Origin of the sequence: Bacillus sp. AP50, assembly GCF_040492675.1 — a bacterium.
Lineage (GTDB): Bacteria > Bacillota > Bacilli > Bacillales > Bacillaceae_G > Bacillus_A > Bacillus_A cereus.
The window spans coordinates 1-17,965 of sequence record NZ_JBEUTW010000053.1; the positions used below are offsets into that span (position 1 = coordinate 1).

Here is a 17,965-nt window from a genome sequence, read left to right on the forward strand (position 1 = left end):
ACGGGCGAATCATCTGAATTTGTACCATTAACAATAGAAGAAACGGATGATATGTTTACGTTTCTATATCAAGTAGATAAAAAATTATATAAGTGGGACGATCTTAGCCGTTTTGGAAGAAATGAGAAATTAAGACTACTTCGGAATGTTGCGCAGTTTCGTAAATATTTAAATAAACGAATCACGTTCTTTTTACATCCAGACAATATAGTTTTTAATGCTAATTTAATACCAAGTATTATACATAGAGGAATTCGAGATATTGTTCCGCCAACCCCATTATTAGAAGAGCAATTTTTAACACAATATAAGTGTCTAATTATTGCTTTATTCTCCCAAAAACATAACTTTGATGATTTGTATGCTGGGTTACTAAAAGATGCAAAAGAAACAACATTTGAACAGACCGTTGCTCAAATGGAAAGCTTAGATGCATTACTGCAGTTTCTTGATGACAGCTTTGAGAAGGAACAAACAAAAACAGAAAAAAATATGCAGTTAGTACCTAAAAAAAGCTATAAATCATTTAAATACTTAGCTTTTTCCTTCATAGCGGCGACAGTTATTTTAGCTGCTCCTTTAATATATTTCACTTTTATAAAATTTCCTTATCAAAATAAATTGTTAGAAGCAAATGCAAGTTTCATAGCAACTGATTATGACAAAGTCATTACGCAATTGAATGAAGAGGAGTTTGAATCATTACCGATTGCATCTAAATATGAGTTAGCATTTGCATACATTACAGCTGAAAAACTAGGTGAAGCTCAAAAGAAATCGATTATGAAAAACATTAGTTTGAAAAGTGATGAAAAGTATTTGCTGTATTGGATGTATAACGGAAAAGGTAATTTTGATAAATCATTAGATTTAGCTAAGACACTTGATGATCCTCAGCTTATTATGTACGGCCTTGTTAAACAAATTGAATCACTGAAAAATAATCCGGATTTATCAGGGGAAGAACGTGATCAAAAGTTAAAAACATATGAGCAACAATTAGATGAATATAAAAAGAAATATGGCAATTCATCAAACGATAAAAATTTGTCGGACACAGAGAAAAAAGAGTAAGCACTTGATGAGACAGTTGAAAAGGAGCAGTGAACACGGATGGAGCAACTATTAGTATTGACTTATGGAGACAAAATATATAAGTGCACATTACATCCAAATGAGCAATCAATAGTGTCGATTGGAAAAGAGTGGACAAATGATATTACGAATCCAAGTTTAGAACAAGAAGTAGAGTTAAAGTGGAATAATGAAGTAAATGCTTGGATGGTACAGGATCAATTAATAGAATTCAATAAGGAAATTGAGATTGGGAAAACAAGAGATGTGAGCTTGAAAATCTTTATATCTATTGTTGGCACAACTAAAGTATTTGATATTGGAACGAAACATTCTCTTACAGTGAGTCAAAACGATTACGATGATATTTCTATTACCGGGACTAGTGTAGATTTAATGCTATCTCGCGAAACGTTGTACGATTCTTTTAAAGTGAACGTGTATGGCGGGGATGTATTTCATAATTATACGAAGTTAAAAGATAGCGTTATGTTGGAATCAGGAGACGTATTATATTTTGATGGTATTTTATTGGAGATTGGTAGTGAAGACATTCAAGTACTTTCTTCAGAAGATAAAGTGAAATCTGCGTTACCTATTTTAGTAGAATCAGAAACGAATTATCAAAGTGGTTATCCAGACTATCATCGTTCACCACGTATTATTTACCGTGAACCAGAAGAGAAAATGACAATTGCAAAGCCTTCAAGTATGCCATCAAAACCAACGGAGCATTTAGCAAGAATCATTGCACCTTCACTTGTCATGATTGTCGTAACTGTATTACTTGCTATTTTCATGAAATATGGAATGTTTATTATCGCATCGATTGCGATGACATTAGTAACAATCATTGTTTCTGTCACATCGTATATTAAAAATTTGAAGCAATATAAAGTCGACATTGTTGAACGAGATAAAAGCTATAGAGAGTATATAAAACAAAAAACGAAAGATTTACATGCAGAAAGTGAAAAACAGCGTCACGCATTACATTATCACAATCCAAATGTAGAAGTAATACGTAATATGGCAGTTCAAGTAAATCCTAGAATTTATGAAAAAACAATGTTACATCATGATTTCTTAACATTTAGCGTTGGAACAGGACAAGCTAATACGAGTTTTGAAATTCAATTTAATGAAGAAGAATTTAGTCAAACGAAAGATGAATTAATCGATATAGCACGTGAACTAAGACAGCATTATCTATCATTGGAAGATGTACCAGTTGTAACAGATTTAATGAATGGACCAGTCGGTTATATTGGCCAACGCTCTTTAGTGTTAGAGCAATTACAATTATTAGTTGCACAAACGGCTTTATTCCATAGTTATTATGACTTGCAGTTTATTACTATTTTTCCGGAAGAAGAAAAAGAAAAATGGGATTGGATGCGATGGTTACCTCATGGAAGTGTTCGCGATATAAATGTACGTGGATTTGTATACCATGATCGTAGCCGTGATCAAGTGTTAAATAGTTTGTATCAAATATTGAAAGAACGAAAATTAAAACTAGATGAAAAAAGTTCTACTAATGAAAAAATGTACTTTGCACCGCACTATGTCGTTCTCATTACAGATGAAAAACTAATATTAGACCATGTTGTTATGGAATTCTTTAATGATGATCCGAGTCAATTAGGTGTATCACTTGTATTTGTACAAGATGTTATGCAAAGTTTACCGGAGCATGTGAAAACGGTAATAGATATAAGAGATGCAAAACAAGGGAACATCATCTTAGAGCAAGGAGAGCTTGTTAACCGTCAATTTAAACTAAATCACGTACCGAAAGGGTTCAATTTAGAAGATATTTCACGGGCATTAGCACCATTAAATCATTTGCAAAACTTAAAAAATAGTATTCCAGAAAGCGTAACATTTTTAGAAATGTACGGCGTTGAAAAAGTAAAAGAACTGAATATCACAAGTCGTTGGGAGAAAAATGCAGCGCATAAATCTTTAGCTGTACCACTTGGATTACGTGGGAAAGAAGATATCGTAAACTTAAACTTACACGAAAAAGCACACGGACCACACGGATTAATAGCAGGTACAACCGGTTCAGGTAAATCAGAAATTATACAATCGTACATTTTATCTCTAGCAGTTAATTTCCATCCGTACGAAGTAGCCTTTTTACTAATTGACTATAAAGGCGGCGGTATGGCGAATTTATTCAAAAACTTACCGCATTTATTAGGAACAATTACGAACTTAGATGGAGCACAAAGTATGAGAGCGCTCGCATCAATTAAAGCTGAATTACAAAAAAGACAACGATTATTTGGGGAAAATGATGTAAACCATATTAATCAGTATCAAAAACTGTATAAAGAAGGCTTAGTAAGTGAACCGATGCCACATCTATTTTTAATTAGTGATGAATTCGCGGAACTGAAGTCAGAACAACCAGAATTTATGAAAGAGTTAGTTTCAACAGCGCGTATCGGTCGTTCACTCGGGATCCATTTAATATTAGCTACGCAAAAACCGAGTGGTGTTGTAGATGATCAAATTTGGAGTAACTCGAAATTCAAACTAGCATTAAAAGTTCAAAATACGTCAGATAGTAATGAAATTTTAAAAACACCGGATGCTGCTGAAATTACATTACCAGGACGTGCTTACTTACAAGTTGGGAATAATGAAATATATGAACTATTCCAATCAGCTTGGAGCGGAGCAGACTATGTAGAAAACAAAGAGGATAAAGAACATTTAGACGCAACAATCTATGCAATAAATGATCTAGGACAATATGAAATATTAAGTGAAGACTTAAGTGGACTTGGTAGCAGTAAAGAAGTAATAAGCGTACCATCTGAACTGGATGCTGTTATTGACTACATTCACGATTACGCAGAAATAAATGAAATTGAAGCGTTAGCTAGACCGTGGTTACCACCACTTCCAGAAAGCGTATATTTACAAGACTTACACGCTATTCAGTTCAAAGAAGCATGGACAAAAGAAAAGAAACCATTACAAGCAACAATTGGTCTACTAGATCAGCCTGAATTACAATCACAAACACCATTAACATTAGATATTAGTAAAGACGGACACGTAGCGGTCTTCTCAAGTCCAGGCTACGGAAAATCAACATTCTTACAATCAGTCATTATGGATGTAGCTCGTCAGCATAGTCCGGAGCATTTGCATGTGTATTTAGTGGACCTTGGAACAAATGGTCTTCTACCTTTAAAAGGATTACCTCATGTAGCGGATACGATTACGATTGATGAATCTGAAAAATGTTTAAAGTTTGTTGAAAGATTAACTCAAGAAATGAAAAATCGTAAACGATTATTAAGTGAATATGACGTTGCAAATATTGAAATGTATGAAAAGGCAAGTGGGAAAGAAATACCACATATTATTATTGCGATCGACAATTATGATGCAGTAAAAGAAGCGAAGTTCTATGAAAGCTTTGAAATGCTAATTATGCAAATTGTCCGAGATGGTGCAAGTTTAGGAATTCATACCTTAATTAGTGCAGGGCGACAAAATGCACTTAGAATTCAATTGTACAATAATATTAAAATTCAAACTTGCCTATATATGATTGATCAAAGTGAAGTAGCTAGTATTGTAGGGAGATCTGATATAAAAGTGGAAGAAACAGCAGGAAGAGCGTTAATAAAACTAGAATCTCCTACATTATTCCAGGTTGCATTACCTACGAAAGCAGAAGATGAATTACAGCAAATTCAATTATTACAACAAGAAGCAAATGATATGGACCGAGAATGGGATGGAGAACGTCCGAAGGCAATTCCAATGATGCCAGAAATTATTGATATTGCTACTTATCGTAAAAATAAAGACGTTACAAAAGCCCTACAAGCAGCAAGAATTCCAATGGGGCTTGATTTTGCAAACGTAGAAGTTGTAGCTCATGATATTGCAGGGAATGATCATTTAATGATTTATAGTGTAGATGATAGTATGAGAAAACAAATTGTATCTAGCATCCTATCTCAATTGAATAAAGATTATTTTGAAAGTGTGACGTTAGTGGATACAGCAGAGTATAGTTTCGTTCAATATAAAGATAATGTGACGCACTACATTGTAGACGAAAATGAAATCAATATGCATGCGAAGTATTGGATGGAAGTAATTCGTGAACGAGCTCTTGAATTAGCACAAGCAAGACAAGAAGGTAGAGAAATTCCTGCATTCACAAAACAACTCATTATCATGACAAATGTTGAAGAGTTTAGTAAATTTGTTTATTTAGAAATGGAAGATGCAGCAACTTTAATTGATCTATCTCGTACAGTGGGCATTTACTTTGTATTAGCAGGTCACCACGACTACATGGACCGAAATCGTGAAGCTCTACCTATGAAAATGAGAAGTAAGCTAACAGCAGCAATTATCGCAATGCCATTAAATGATCAAAGTATCTTCAACATAAAATATATAAGCAACGAAGCACCATTAGGTAAAGATGAAGTGTATTACTATCAAAAAGGGAACATAATGAAACTAAAAATGCCTAGAGTAACTAACGAGGTGACAGTATGAAATTAAAGAAGAAAGCTAAGGTGATGATAGTCGTGTCAATAGTGGCAAGTTTATTAAGTGGGTGTGGTTTTGGAGAGACAAAGATAGAGTATGAGAGATTAGTAAAGGCGTTGGATGAAGGGGATATGAAGACTGTTATGTCTGCTAGTGATGATGGATATGCGTATGTGGAACAAAGAGGTATATATAGTACATATGAGCAAAAGGAAGATGGAGAGCATAGAAAAACAATCTATCAAACTTCGGAAGGGATATATAATACGAAAGATAAAAGTTTATATGGAAATACAACACAAGAGGTTACTTCAGCAGTAGACAGCAAAGATAATAAAGAAGAAGTTGTTTATCGTACCAATATTATGTATAAAAATGGACAGGTACAAAGTCCGGAATCGAATCTGGATGTTTCATATGTGAACTTAATTGTAGATCGTTTAAAAGGAATAGGGAAACTAAAGATGAAGCCCGGGGATGATATAAAAAAGTTTGATCAGCCTAGTACTGTTGGATACAAACTAACTGAATTAGAGTTTCAGAGTATCATTAATGATACTCTGAAAATACAATATGATGAATATGATGGTGGATCAATCGCATTGCATATTGATTCTAAAAATGGTTCAAAGCAGATATTGGAAGTAAGTATTGTAATAAATTATAAGAAAAGAAATGATGAAGGCAAGTTAGTAAAATACATATCACAAATACATACATCTTTTGATAGTCACCAAGGTAATAACCAAGATGCGAAACAGGAATATATTGATTTTAAAGCAAAGTATAATAAGACGCAGTAATATTTAGAAGGGCATTTGTACGTAAAGATAATAGCGACATAAGTGTGATAAATGTTTCATAAATATAGTGGAAAGAATTTGAGGATAAACGCCCCAATTGCTGGAGTAGATGCAACAACTGGGGCGTTTATCTGTCTAAATTTAGCTTGAATACATGACATGTTTTAGTTAGGGGCACGGCTTTACAAGTAGTTTCTCCATCTTCATAATAACGGTGTGAGTTATTTTGTAATTTGCTTGTATTACTAAGTTACGACTATTTCCTCTTATAGAGTTACTTCTTATTATCGATACATCGTCCACATTCCAATGTCTTTAAATCCTAGTCGTTTATAAATTCGTCCAGCAACTGGATTGTTATAAAATAAACAAAGTGTTCGGCTTTCTTTCGTAAAGTCTTGAATCATTTTTTGTAATATGAGTGAAGCAAATCCATTTCCACGATAATTCGGGTGTGTACATACACCAACTACCATAGCGGATAATGAATTTTCAGCGGAAGTAGAGGTGGATGCGATGATCACGCCGTCTTTTTCAATATAGTATGTGCGTCCTGTATTCGTTTCGATAGCCTGCCTTAATATTTTCTCTGATTCATTGGTAGTCGGAAATTCAGCAATGTCACTTCGTAATTTCATAATTCGTTCTATATCATCGAGTGACGCAAGTTTAATCGTTTCATGAATAGGCGTGTCAGGTAAGTTGTTGTCATTTAGACATTCACAAAAATACATTTCATTTTTGACGCCTAATTGTAGACTTGGAGCAGTTTCAAACTTTTCTACAATGGTTGACTTACCAGAGAGTTTAAGTGGCTTATATGCGGAAAGAAGTGCCTCATAATCAGTGGTAACAAAGTCTTCTTTACTATATAGTATAAATGAATCGTGGAATCGGAGTAAAATTGATTTTAATGTTCCATTCTCTTTAAATACTCCCCATAGTTCTTGAAAATCTGTGTCATAACCGAAAGCTTCAATATCTCCAATAATAAACAAGTTAAGGGCTGCTTCTTCTTTTAGATAAGCGAATACTTGTTCATGATCTTTCTTTGTTAATTTTCGCATCATAACGAATCGACCTCTTTTTTATTTTTCTAAATATTACAACTTAAGTTTTTTGAAATCAATATAAAATTTTATGTTTAGTTCACAAACTTTCGGAAAAACTAGGAAAGATATGACAAAGGAGGTTATGAACGGTGGATCATCCAATTCAAGGGTTAATGAAAGCAGCAATGGAAAATTTAAAAGAAATGGTTGATGTAAATACGATTGTTGGAGAGCCTGTTCAAACGGCTGACGGTGGTGTGGTGTTAACGGTTTCTAAAGTAGCGTTCGGTTTTGGAGCAGGAGGTTCTGATTTCCAAACGAATGATGGACAAAGAGCAAACGGTAACGCTGCATTTGGTGGCGGTAGCGCGGGTGGTGTTTCTATTACACCAGTAGCATTTCTTGTGGTGAATAAAGATGGAGTAAATATTCTTCATTTACAAAATGCTACACATTTAGCAGAAAAAATGATTGAATTAGCTCCACAAACAATTGATAAAATTCAATCGATGTTCCAAAAAGAAGAAAAGAAAGAGGGAAATCATCATCCTCAAAACCCTGATGAAATCCTTTAAAAACGCCTGCTTATGAGCAGGCGTTTTTTCTTGTAATCACTATGTAATAAAACACATGAAATTGTAAATAGTTTTTGAAGTTTTTTCTATGTTTCTAAAATTTTTCATGTTAAAATATGCTATAGAATTGAAACATATAAAACGAAGGTGGCTAGGTGCTTTGTCTGGAGGATCTGACCAAGTAAAGAATATGATATATATTAATGGTAATCGTCGAGGTCATTGTTTTATTACATCAGGAATTACGTTTAAAGAGTTTGCGAGTAACATCCCTTCACCGCTTCATCAAGTGTTGCTTTTGAAGCACAACTTTGAATGGACGGATTTTCATTATCATACTTTATTTGAATATGTTGAGGAAGAAAATATACATAAGTTAATTCAAGCAGAGATTGATGAATTTGATGAATTTTGTTGGGTAGATTTTGATGATGCAAGCGATTTAGATGAATTAGAGCCGAAAGAAATTGCAGAATTATTATATTTGGCTCACAAAAAAGAACCACTTGCAAGAACATTCTTTCCGCTGTTGAAAAATCGATTTGTTTATTTTTCACATGATGACGGATGGTACAACAAAGTGTATTATCGTAGAATTGCTGATTTTGTAGGAATGTTAAGTAAAGTCATTCCGTATAAACTCGGTGCTTTCGGTAAGAAACGTTTTTCTTTCTTCCAAAAATCAAAAATTTTCCCAGCAATTTCAAAAGAATTGATCATGGGACTGATTCCACTAATGGAAGATGGTCTTTACATAGATCTAGCAGGGAAGATTGAGTCAAGAAGAGGTCTTGAAATTCCGGTATATGTAGTTGGTTCGTATGAAAGTACGGATGAGGTGTTAGATAATATCGATGAATTGAAAGAGGAAGCAACAGAAACAGGTTGGCTCATTTTTGATAAGAAAGAACAAGAGTGGCAATGGGTTGTTGACTAAGAAAACTTGGCGTATGAAGTCAAGTTTTCTTGTCATTTGAAAGGAGTACAAATGAAGAAATATTATACAATTGTGGGTATTATAAGTATTATTCTCGTGGCAATATTACTTATAACTTGTCCGAAAGAATCAGATTTTAAAGTGTATGTAGAGGATAAGTATGCGTTGAATTGTAATGAGAGTAGTTTTGAATGCACGCAAAATGTAGATGGTAAAAAAGAAAAACTACAATTTGAAAGTACAGATGCACGAAATGGTGTATTCTTTATGACTGTAAAGCAAACATTTAAAACAGAAGCTGGTGTTTCAAAAGAATATAGCGGAGTAGGAATGTTTGGTACATTTCTTTTTGTTTCAGAGAAGACTTTCTAGTAATAGAAGGTCTTTTTTTTATGCTTATGTTCATATAGATGAAGTAAGACAAGCATAGGAGGGATAGCGATGAAGAACACATGTATCGTTTGCGGTGGTGAGGAGTTTTTTTCCTCAACGTTATATGCACGTACGAAACAAGATTGGGCATATGCACCAAACATGTATCGATTTGAAAAAGTATTTATTGAGCATCGAGATGAAGAAAATTATCCAGTGTTTCAAGAAATTACAGCGAAACATTGTTGTGGATGCGGTCATATTATGTTGTATCATGAATGAACACACCAAGTATAACTTGGTGTGTTTTTTTAAAACGCTGACAAAGCAAGCGGATAAAGTAAAGTAAATAAAACAGAAAAACTACCAAAACCAATTGCTGTATATCCAAGTGTTCTTGCTCCGAAATTGACAGCTAATAGGCCAACTAAAATTGCTAGGGAGCCGAGCGTAACTGGATAAAAAGCAATGGAGAATAACGAAAGAAATAAAGCGACATAGCCTACCATTGTGCCGGTATTTGTACCTTCTATCTCATTTGCAATTTCTTTACGCTTATGTCTAATTGGAATGCCAGCTGGTGATATTTCAGCAGCATACTCTTCGTTTTTTTCACCACTTTTAAAATGATGATTTCTCTTTCTTCGCATGTACATCCCTCTCTTTCAATTGGGTGTATCTATAGTATCTTTCAAAATGAGAAGAGCATGAGTATGAGTTAAACCCAAGTAAAGCAAAAATTGGAGAATACGCATTCCATCGTTAACATATCCATCTCCTATTGAAGATAAAGTGTGGGATTTTTTCCACTAGGACTGATTATCAGCCAGCAACAATTGGATTTTTATGAGCAGTTCTCTCCCATTAACTGATCCGCATCCATTGAATTTTGAGGAAGGTGTCTTACTGCAAGCGGGATAAAACAGGAATTTTGGAAAATGATGTAGAATGAAATGAATGATAATACGTGAAGGTAGGGGAATGTATGACGAAATTTAATTGGCACGAGTCAGCGGAGAAGAAATGGGATAGTAGCGCAGAGTTTTGGAATCAAAATAGTCAGGAAATGTGGGACAGTGGTAGCAGAAGTACAATTATTCCGTTTTTTGAACAATACGTGAAGAAAGAAGCACAAGTGCTCGATGTTGGTTGTGGTGATGGCTACGGTACATATAAATTAAGTCGCGCAGGCTATAAAGCAGTGGGAGTAGATTTATCGGAAGTGATGATTCAAAAAGGTAAGGAACGCGGAGAAGGACCGAATTTATCTTTTATAAAAGGAGATCTTTCTGCATTACCATTTGAAAATGAGCAATTTGAATCAATTATGGCAATTAATTCTTTAGAATGGACGGAAGAGCCATTACGAGCGTTAAATGAAATAAAGCGTGTGTTAAAGAAAGATGGATATGCATGTATTGCAATTTTAGGACCGACAGCAAAGCCACGAGAGAATAGTTATCCTCGCTTGTACGGAAAAGACGTTGTTTGTAATACGATGATGCCTTGGGAATTTGAACAGTTAGCGAAAGAACAAGGTTTTGAAGTTGTAGATGGCATCGGCGTATATAAGCGCGGAGTAAATGAGAAGATGTTAGGTCAACTACCTACAGAGTTGCAACAATCGTTAACATTCTTATGGGTATTTATGTTAAAAAACGTATAAAGAAATGAAAGAATTTTTAGGAGGTAAATAAGTGCAGAAAATACAAAAAACTGATACAATATCATCAGAACCAATTAAAGGGGGACTAGGGTATATGACAACTACTACAACAGTGAAATCCGATATTGAAATCGCACAAGAAGCGAGTATGAAGAAGATTCAAGAAATTGCAGCTGATTTAAATATTTTAGAAGATGAATTAGAGCCATACGGGCATTATAAAGGTAAGTTATCTCTTGATATTTTTAAGCGCTTACAAGATGAGGAAGACGGTAAAGTTGTTTTAGTAACAGCAATTAACCCAACTCCAGCTGGAGAAGGTAAATCAACAGTAACAGTTGGTTTAGGTCAAGCTTTTAACAAAATTGGTAAGAAAACAGTAATTGCACTTCGCGAACCATCTCTTGGACCAACGATGGGACTAAAAGGCGGAGCAGCAGGTGGTGGTTTTTCACAGGTAGTACCAATGGAAGACATTAACCTTCACTTTACTGGAGATATCCATGCGATCACAACTGCTAATAACGCATTAGCAGCGTTTATTGATAATCATATCCAACAAGGAAACACACTTGGAATTGATACACGTAAAATCGTTTGGAAACGCTGTGTTGACTTAAATGATCGTGCCCTTCGTAACGTAGTAATTGGTCTTGGTGGACCAGTTCAAGGTGTACCACGTGAAGACGGTTTTGACATTACAGTAGCATCTGAAATTATGGCGGTATTCTGCCTTGCAATAGATATTCAAGATTTAAAAGCGCGTCTATCTCGCATCGTAGTTGCTTATAACTTTGCAAATCAACCTGTAACGGTTAAAGATTTAGGTGTAGAAGGTGCGTTAACATTATTATTAAAAGATGCATTAAAACCAAACTTAGTACAAACGTTAGAAAATACACCAGCTATCATTCACGGCGGACCATTTGCGAATATCGCTCACGGTTGTAACAGTGTTATCGCTACAACAATGGCAGCAAAATTAGGTGATTATGTTATTACAGAAGCTGGATTCGGTGCTGATTTAGGTGCAGAGAAGTTTTTAGATATTAAAGCTCGTGCAGCTGGCATTAAACCAGAAGCAGTTGTTATTGTTGCGACTATTCGTGCGCTTAAAATGCATGGTGGCGTAGCAAAAGATCAATTAAAAGAAGAAAATGTAGATGCATTAGCAAAAGGTATGGAAAACTTACAGAAGCATGTTGAAACAATTCAAAGCTTCGGTGTGCCTTTCGTAATTGCAATTAATAAATTCATTACAGATACAGATGCAGAAGTTACATACTTACAAGAGTGGTGTAATGAGCGTGGCTATGCAGTATCCTTAACAGAAGTTTGGGAGAAGGGTGGCCAAGGCGGAGTTGACCTTGCTGAAAAAGTACTAAAAGAAATCGAAAAAGGTGAAAACAACTACGCACCACTTTATGAATTAGAATTACCCTTAGAAGAAAAAATTCGTACAATTGCTCAAAAAGTATATGGCGCAAAAGATATTGAATTTGCTCCGAAAGCACGTAAGCAATTAGCTCAATATGAAGGAGAAGGTTGGAGTAACCTACCAGTTTGTATGGCGAAAACACAATACTCTCTTTCTGACGATGCAACAAAATTAGGTCGTCCATCTGACTTTATCGTTACAATTCGTGAGTTAAAACCATCTATCGGTGCAGGCTTTATCGTTGCGTTAACAGGTACAATGTTAACAATGCCAGGTCTTCCAAAACAACCAGCAGCACTTCAAATGGATGTAAATGAAGATGGAAAAGCAGTAGGTTTATTCTAAAAGGTTGTAATTCATCTCGTTTATCTGTAAACTATATATACATCAAGTGGCGCCTTTCCATCGAAAGGCGCCTGTTTTTTGGAGGAAATTATGTTTGATCCAACTGCTTTTGACAATTTAAAAGTAATCGTAGAAGGTGCTGTGTATGATTTTGATCTACATGGAGATATTCTTGTAACAGATCGAAAAGATATGATGGATCTTGCTTCATTAAGTCGTATATATCATATCTCATTTCAATTAACAGAACCGTTTGAACCATTAGTAGAAGCAACATTTTCATTATCTGTGGATGCAAAGAACTTGTCTGGTGAAATACTAGAAGTGCCTCAGTTTACACCAGGTTGTGAAATGAAGCTAGCATTTTCATTCCCGTTAGAACAACCAGAAATAAAATGCGAAGAAATTGAAACATTAATGCGTTCTATATGGGGAAAAGAAAGAATGATTATGCAGAAAGTTTCATACGAATATAATAAGCAAGCGATTTCATATCATAATAAGGTAGAGGTTCTATTTCAAAAAGCGATTACAGAAGACCATGTTGATGATTTAATAGCTGTTATTTCACACATGATAGAAACGGTGCGAACAATACAGCATTTTCTTCAAAAATAGAGATAAAGGAGAAAAACAAATGATAAAAGATATGCAACCATTTTTACAACAAGCTTGGGAGAAGGCTGGTTTTAAAGAGTTAACTGAAATTCAAAAACAAGCGATTCCAACTATTTTAGAAGGACAAGACGTTATAGCTGAATCTCCAACTGGAACAGGAAAAACATTAGCGTACTTATTACCACTTTTACATAAAATTAATCCTGAAGTAAAACAGCCACAAGTTGTTGTTTTAGCGCCAACACGTGAACTTGTAATGCAAATTCATGAAGAGGTTCAAAAGTTTACAGCAGGAACTGAAATTTCAGGTGCATCTTTAATTGGTGGTGCAGATATTAAGCGCCAAGTTGAAAAATTAAAGAAACACCCAAGAGTAATTGTCGGTTCACCAGGCCGTATTTTAGAATTAATTCGTATGAAAAAGCTAAAAATGCATGAAGTAAAAACAATTGTATTTGATGAGTTTGATCAAATTGTAAAGCAAAAAATGATGGGCGCAGTGCAAGATGTAATTAAATCAACGATGCGCGATCGTCAATTAGTATTCTTCTCGGCGACAATGACAAAAGCGGCAGAAGATGCGGCACGTGATTTAGCAGTGGAACCACAATTAGTACGTGTAACACGTGCAGAATCAAAAAGCTTAGTTGAGCATACGTATATCATTTGTGAGCGACGCGAAAAAAATGATTACGTAAGAAGAATTATGCATATGGGCGATGTAAAAGCAGTTGCTTTCTTAAACGATCCATTCCGTTTAGATGAAATTACTGGGAAATTGAAATTCCGTAAAATGAAAGCGGCGGCTCTTCATGCAGAAGCAAGTAAACAAGAGCGTGAAGCGACAATGCGTGCTTTCCGCGGAGGAAAATTAGAAATTCTACTTGCTACTGATATTGCAGCGCGCGGTATCGACATTGACGATTTAACACATGTAATTCACTTAGAATTACCAGACACAGTAGACCAATACATTCACCGCTCAGGACGTACTGGACGTATGGGTAAAGAAGGAACTGTCGTATCTCTTGTAACTCCACAAGAAGAGCGCAAATTACTGCAATTTGCGAAAAAACTAGGCATCGTATTTACGAAGCAAGAAATGTTCAAAGGATCATTCGTAGAAACGAAACCGAAAGCACCAAAGAAAAAGAAACCAGCATTTACTGGGAAGAAAAAGCCTAGATAAATGATGGAGAAGGCGTAACTATTTGTAGTTACGTCTTTTTTGTTTGTAAACAAGTGATAATGGGAATTGTATTAGTGTTTTTAATGTGCCTATCATATATATGCTTCTACTGGGAGTATCGAAAAAAGGGTAGTTTATTTATTTGGTTTATACGAGGAAATAATATAAAAAAGTCGAATATTAAAATGATGCGAAATAATAAAAAGAAGGTACACATATGGATAGGAAATTAGGAATGTTTTTGAATACGAAATATATTGAAGTAAACGAAGGAATACAAAAAGCAAGGGAATGGGATTTAGAATATATTCAATTATATGCTATGAATCCGACTTTCAACTTAGCTAACATCTCAAAGATACAATGGAATACATTAAAAGAAAACTTATCTTTTAATGAGATTCAAGTCCCGTCATTAGCAATTAGCTTCGGAGAAAATGGAATAATAGGAACTGAAGCTGAATGTGTAATAGAGAGTTTTAAATATATTACTGATAAAGGGTTAAGGTTAGGAGCTAACATAGTAACAGCCCATATTGGGAAAATCCCTGATGATGAAAATAGTGAGTACTATGATAAAATGCTACGTGTTTGTAATGAAATAGGGGACTTAGCGTTCAGATTTGGAGGATTCTTCGCCATTGAGACGGGATCTGAAAAAGCAATAGTATTAAAACGATTTTTAGAAACTGCAAACTCGAAAGGACTAGCTGTTAACTTTGACCCAGCAAATTTAATAAGTGATGTAAATGAAAATCCGGGAGAAGGTTTATTACTATTAAAAGATTATATAGTACAAACTCATATTAAAGATTGTAAAGAAGTGAAAAGTGATCGTTCAACTAAGTATATAGAAGTCGCAGCAGGGAATGGTGAAGTAGATTTCGATATATTCTTCAAAGTATTAGATAAAATTGGATTCGACGGATATAACATGATTGAAAGAAATGATTATTTTGATGAACTGGATGGGATGAGTCAGTCGATAAATTTTGCAAAGAAGTACATACCAACTCAAAAGGAATAACGATAGTATTTGTAGAAAGCTACATAGAATATAAAAACCATTAGGGGGAAATGTAATGATCCATAAAGTAGGACAAATTATGTTATATGTAAATAATCAAGATGAGGCAGTAAATTTTTGGACGGAGAAGGTAGGGTTTCATGTAGTTGCAGAGGAAGATAATAAGCAAGGAATGAGATGGATTGAAATCGCTCCGAAAAGCGGTGCGGAAACGAGCATTATATTACATAATAAAGAAGTTATTTCGAAAATGAGCCCAGAATTGAATCTTGGTACACCGTCTTTAATGTTCTTCTCAGAAAATCTTGATCAACTATATACAGATTTAACAAATAAAAATGTTACTGTTGGAGAAATGGTAACTATGCCTTCTGGTAAAGTGTTTAACTTTGCTGATAGCGAAGGGAATTATTTTGCGGTTATGGAGAAGAACCAATAATAATATTGCTATGTGAAAATCCCCCTCAAATATATTTGAGGGGGATTAAATTTTTGAAGTGGATTTTTCATTAGAGAGTTGTTTAATAAAAAATACTCCTTTTTCAATAGCTGTCTCAATATAGCCAACGATTTGATCAAACGTAAATACTTGTAAGTCTTCATGCAAATGTTGCTTTGGATACAACATATCTTCAAAAAGATACTTTCGAAAAGCTAAAACGTTTTCTTTAGAAACCTCTTCAATATCCACAATGTGAGCCTCTTGATTGAGAAGAGAGAAAAGCTGTTGTTCTTGATCGTAATGATGAAGCAACTTTGCATTTAACAATTTAAAATCGTTATAGTACAGGGGTGCGATAGTTTCGTCATTCTCTATTCTATTTTTTAGCCAAGGTAGAAAAAATCCACTTAGCCAATTATCATCGGCAATGAGGTGGGTATAATAGCCTAAAATAAATGGGGAATTTATATATGATTCATATTTATGAAAAAATGAATCATAATCTATTCTTCTCGTATAGTTCTTCGTTGTACCGGCATAAAAATGTGAGGTTCCTTTTTCTTTTTTTGAATGAACAGCATCAGGGGCTACAGCTCCAAGTAAGAAAGAAGTCTTATCGTGAATTGATAGTTTCTCAGCAATACCACTAGCGATAATAACATGCATAATTCGTGATCCCATGAATGCCACCTCTGTTTCCAGTATTCATTTCAGGAAGAGGACTAAACAGTTAGTATTACTTTCCCTGTACTTTTTCTACTTTCGACCCATTCATGTGCTTTCCCTGCATTTTGAAGTGGAAAAGATTTCGTAGCCTTAATTTGTAAACGTCCGTCACGCAAATAACGGAAAACTTCATTTGCAGTTTCTTGGAGCAGTTCAGGACGCTTTTTTCGTGTGGTTCCAAAGCTAAAACCGAGTATAGAGCGGCAACTTGCATGTAAATCTTTCGTTTGAAAGTTACCAATTTCACCGCTAGCATTACCGAAATGAACGAGGCGACCGTAATAAGCAAGGCAGTTTAAACTTCTTTCAGAAACCGTTCCAGAAATAGAGTCTAAAATTACATCAACCCCTTCACCATTTGTCAGTTCATTGACTTTCTCTACAAAATCTTCATCTTGATGACAAATAACATAATCAGCTCCAGCATCTAAAGCAATTTCTTTTTTTGCTTCACTTCCGACAGTGCCTATAACTGTTCCAGCCTCTAATAGTTTAGCAAGTTGAATAGCAGTAGTGCCAATTCCGCCAGCAGCCGCATGAATGAGTACAGATTCACCTTGTTGAAGCCTTGCAACATTTGCGAGTAAATTATAGCTTGTAAAAGATACGATTGGACAAGCGGCTGCAGTTTGAAAGTCAACTTCATGGGGTAATACGAAAGTAAGATTTTCATTTGCAACAACGTATTCTGCGTAAGATCCATTTTGAGGAAAAGCAATGACACGTTGTCCAGGGTGAATATTTTTCACATGAGAACCGACACGTTCTACAATACCAGTGGCATCTATACCTGGAATAAAAGGTAGTGCTTTATTTCCTTTTTTACCATAACGTAATTTAATATCAGCGAAATTTACACTAGTAGCAACAACGCGAATTAAAACTTGATCTTCTGAAATAGCCGGTATATCCAAATCTGTATATTTCATCACTTCAGGACCACCGAACGACGTTACAACGATAGCTTTCATCATATATCCTCCTAAATTTGACTATATAAATTATTTTAAATCTTTATCAGAAATTGGAAAATTATATAATAGTTATGTGTGGTTATAAGTGAAGCTTATGAACTCAATGAATCATAATATTAATTTATATAAAAAAAACTTTAAAAAAATCGAACGAAATATGAATTACCTGCCAATATATAGTGTAAGAC

16 protein-coding genes and 2 pseudogenes are annotated in these 17,965 nt (G+C 34.7%); 14 read left to right on the plus strand and 4 right to left on the minus strand.

Annotation, left to right across the window (positions count from 1 at the left end):
• The 4 genes and pseudogenes from essB to ABWK52_RS05810 form a co-directional block, all read left to right on the plus strand.
• On the plus strand, positions 1-1,074 hold a 1,074-nt coding region (essB, locus tag ABWK52_RS05800; protein WP_353771893.1), incomplete at its 5' end, for a type VII secretion protein EssB.
• 39 nt (positions 1,075-1,113) lie between these two features.
• Positions 1,114-1,395: pseudogene (locus ABWK52_RS29720) on the plus strand (FtsK/SpoIIIE N-terminal domain-containing protein); the annotation flags it as partial.
• Positions 1,390-5,619 (plus strand): annotated as a pseudogene (gene essC / locus ABWK52_RS05805) (type VII secretion protein EssC); the annotation flags it as partial. The pseudogenes ABWK52_RS29720 and essC, both read left to right, overlap by 6 nt.
• The gene (locus tag ABWK52_RS05810) at positions 5,616-6,416 is read left to right on the plus strand and encodes a DUF3952 domain-containing protein (protein ID WP_353771894.1); all 801 of its coding nucleotides are present in this window, start codon (positions 5,616-5,618) and stop codon (positions 6,414-6,416) included. The pseudogene essC and the gene ABWK52_RS05810, both read left to right, overlap by 4 nt.
• 284 nt (positions 6,417-6,700) lie before the next feature.
• Here the strand turns inward: ABWK52_RS05810 and ABWK52_RS05815 are convergent, their stop codons facing one another.
• The gene (locus ABWK52_RS05815; protein ID WP_098542451.1) at positions 6,701-7,486 is read right to left on the minus strand and encodes a GNAT family N-acetyltransferase; all 786 of its coding nucleotides are present in this window, start codon (positions 7,484-7,486) and stop codon (positions 6,701-6,703) included.
• 131 nt (positions 7,487-7,617) lie between these two features.
• On the opposite strand from ABWK52_RS05815, the gene ytfJ reads away from it, so the two are divergent.
• The 4 genes from ytfJ (at position 7,618) to ABWK52_RS05835 (ending at position 9,634) form a co-directional block, all read left to right on the plus strand.
• Complete coding sequence (ytfJ, locus tag ABWK52_RS05820) at positions 7,618-8,043, plus strand: GerW family sporulation protein (RefSeq protein WP_000349986.1); 426 nt, start codon at positions 7,618-7,620, stop codon at positions 8,041-8,043.
• A 160-nt stretch (positions 8,044-8,203) separates the two neighbouring features.
• A complete protein-coding gene (locus ABWK52_RS05825) occupies positions 8,204-8,980 on the plus strand; it encodes an oxalate:formate antiporter (RefSeq protein WP_000014087.1) in 777 nt (258 codons plus the stop codon).
• A 51-nt stretch (positions 8,981-9,031) separates the two neighbouring features.
• Positions 9,032-9,352: a hypothetical protein gene (locus tag ABWK52_RS05830; RefSeq protein WP_000761171.1), complete on the plus strand. Its 321-nt coding sequence runs from the start codon at positions 9,032-9,034 to the stop codon at positions 9,350-9,352.
• A gap of 69 nt (positions 9,353-9,421) precedes the next feature.
• Positions 9,422-9,634, plus strand: coding sequence for a hypothetical protein (locus tag ABWK52_RS05835; RefSeq protein ID WP_000798747.1), 213 nt, complete (start codon positions 9,422-9,424; stop codon positions 9,632-9,634).
• A 29-nt stretch (positions 9,635-9,663) separates the two neighbouring features.
• Here the strand turns inward: ABWK52_RS05835 and ABWK52_RS05840 are convergent, their stop codons facing one another.
• Positions 9,664-10,002, minus strand: a complete 339-nt coding sequence (locus tag ABWK52_RS05840) for a hypothetical protein (protein ID WP_001253202.1) — start codon at positions 10,000-10,002, stop codon at positions 9,664-9,666.
• A gap of 335 nt (positions 10,003-10,337) precedes the next feature.
• On the opposite strand from ABWK52_RS05840, the gene ABWK52_RS05845 reads away from it, so the two are divergent.
• The 6 genes from ABWK52_RS05845 (at position 10,338) to ABWK52_RS05870 (ending at position 16,074) form a co-directional block, all read left to right on the plus strand.
• Positions 10,338-11,018 carry a class I SAM-dependent methyltransferase gene (locus ABWK52_RS05845; protein ID WP_061666634.1) on the plus strand — a complete coding sequence of 227 codons (681 nt, stop codon included), beginning with the start codon at positions 10,338-10,340 and terminating at the stop codon, positions 11,016-11,018.
• Positions 11,019-11,112: 94 nt separating this feature from the next.
• Positions 11,113-12,801, plus strand: coding sequence for a formate--tetrahydrofolate ligase (locus ABWK52_RS05850; RefSeq protein ID WP_065705045.1), 1,689 nt, complete (start codon positions 11,113-11,115; stop codon positions 12,799-12,801).
• Positions 12,802-12,891: 90 nt separating this feature from the next.
• Complete coding sequence (locus tag ABWK52_RS05855; RefSeq protein ID WP_065704288.1) at positions 12,892-13,419, plus strand: hypothetical protein; 528 nt, start codon at positions 12,892-12,894, stop codon at positions 13,417-13,419.
• Between the two features lie 19 nt (positions 13,420-13,438).
• Positions 13,439-14,608 (plus strand): DEAD/DEAH box helicase, encoded by a 1,170-nt coding sequence (locus ABWK52_RS05860; protein ID WP_098542450.1) that lies wholly within the window; start codon positions 13,439-13,441, stop codon positions 14,606-14,608.
• Between the two features lie 217 nt (positions 14,609-14,825).
• A complete protein-coding gene (locus ABWK52_RS05865; RefSeq protein WP_000375221.1) occupies positions 14,826-15,635 on the plus strand; it encodes a sugar phosphate isomerase/epimerase family protein in 810 nt (269 codons plus the stop codon).
• A 55-nt stretch (positions 15,636-15,690) separates the two neighbouring features.
• Positions 15,691-16,074: a VOC family protein gene (locus tag ABWK52_RS05870; protein WP_000581467.1), complete on the plus strand. Its 384-nt coding sequence runs from the start codon at positions 15,691-15,693 to the stop codon at positions 16,072-16,074.
• Between the two features lie 45 nt (positions 16,075-16,119).
• Here the strand turns inward: ABWK52_RS05870 and ABWK52_RS05875 are convergent, their stop codons facing one another.
• Both ABWK52_RS05875 and ABWK52_RS05880 read right to left on the minus strand, forming a co-directional pair.
• Positions 16,120-16,758 carry a zinc dependent phospholipase C family protein gene (locus ABWK52_RS05875; RefSeq protein WP_098542449.1) on the minus strand — a complete coding sequence of 213 codons (639 nt, stop codon included), beginning with the start codon at positions 16,756-16,758 and terminating at the stop codon, positions 16,120-16,122.
• A 41-nt stretch (positions 16,759-16,799) separates the two neighbouring features.
• On the minus strand, positions 16,800-17,774 hold the full coding sequence (locus ABWK52_RS05880) for a quinone oxidoreductase family protein (protein WP_048535031.1): 975 nt from the start codon (positions 17,772-17,774) through the stop codon (positions 16,800-16,802).
• Positions 17,775-17,965: the final 191 nt, after the last annotated feature.